The 1324-nt window shown below is 39.3% G+C and carries 1 protein-coding gene; it reads left to right on the top strand.

Translation table 11 applies throughout. From position 1 onward, the window contains the following. Positions 1-124: 124 nt before the first annotated feature. Entirely contained in the window at positions 125-1288 is a 1164-nt protein-coding gene (locus HMPREF0650_RS02760; protein ID WP_004348208.1) for an IS4 family transposase, read from the top strand. The last annotated feature ends 36 nt before the right edge of the window (positions 1289-1324 follow it).

Genomic DNA, 1324 nt, shown 5'->3' with positions numbered 1-1324 from the left:
ACTAATGTCCCGTTAAGGTGGGCTAATCGCTCTTTGAATTAATTGAACTACAGTCTATTAGGTGGTGTTTTGAAATGAAACGGACTTGATTTCGTAACTTTGCAGTCAAATTTAAATGACTGTTATGTTCCAAGACAAATACGTTTTTGCCCAGCTCACCGCTTTTTTGAACAGAACTCAGTTTAACAACTATGTTCGCAAGTATGATGGAAACCGCTATGTGAAGCATTTCACTTGTTGGAATCAGTTGCTTGCTATGATGTTTGGTCAACTGAGTAATCGAGAGAGTTTGCGAGATTTGATAGTTGCTTTTGAAGCACATAGAGCAAAGCAATACCATCTTGGATTAGGGCGTAAGCCTATTGCGAAAACGACATTTGCTTCAGCCAATCAGAATCGTGACTACCGTATCTTTGAAGACTTTGCTTTCTATATGATGGAGCAAGCCAGAAAGAAACGGGTAACGGATATCTTCAAGTTGAAAGGCAATGTGTATGCCTTCGACTCAACGACAATTCCTTTGTGTTTGTCAGTCTTCTGGTGGGCAAAGTTCCGTAAGAAGAAGGGAGGGATAAAAGCACATGTGTTATATGACCTCGAATCTCAGGTTCCTGCTTTCTTCCATATCTCTACAGCATCCATTTACGACTCAAATTCCATGAAGGAAATTCCTTATGAATCAGGTTCTTACTATGTATTCGACCGTGGATATAATGCATTCAAGGAACTTTTCAAAATACATCAGCATGAATCGTTCTTTGTTGTGCGAGCCAAGAAGAATCTGCAATACAAATGCTGTAAATGGAGACGCAGGTTGCCAAAGAATATATTGACAGATGCTGTAATTGAATTCATTGAATACAATTCATACCGAAAGTATCCAGAGAAACTCAGACTCGTCAAATTCTATGATGAAGAACAAGACAGGGAGTTTGCTTTCCTAACCAATGCCTTTCATCTTACAGCACCTGAAATCGCCAATCTTTACAAGAATAGATGGCAGATAGAGCTGTTCTTCAAATGGCTAAAGCAGCACCTCAAGATCAAGAAGTTTTGGGGTACTACAGAGAATGCTGTGAGAATCCAAATTTCATCGGCAATCATAGCCTATTGCCTTGTTGCTATCGTACAACATGATTTTCAACTTAAGCGATCGACTTATGAGGTTCTTCAGATTCTAAGTATTTCGCTTATGGATAAGACACCACTCGTAGATCTCTTCGAAAGGACTGATTTCAATAATGTCAAAGAACTCGATTGTCCCCTCTTTCCGGGGTTATTTGATTAATATTTAACTGGTCCCGATTTTAACGGGACACTAATG

The organism is Hoylesella buccalis ATCC 35310 (assembly GCF_000177075.1).
GTDB lineage: Bacteria > Bacteroidota > Bacteroidia > Bacteroidales > Bacteroidaceae > Prevotella > Prevotella buccalis.
The sequence above is the reverse complement of the archived record's forward strand: the minus strand, read 5'-3'. Positions and strand labels throughout refer to the sequence as shown.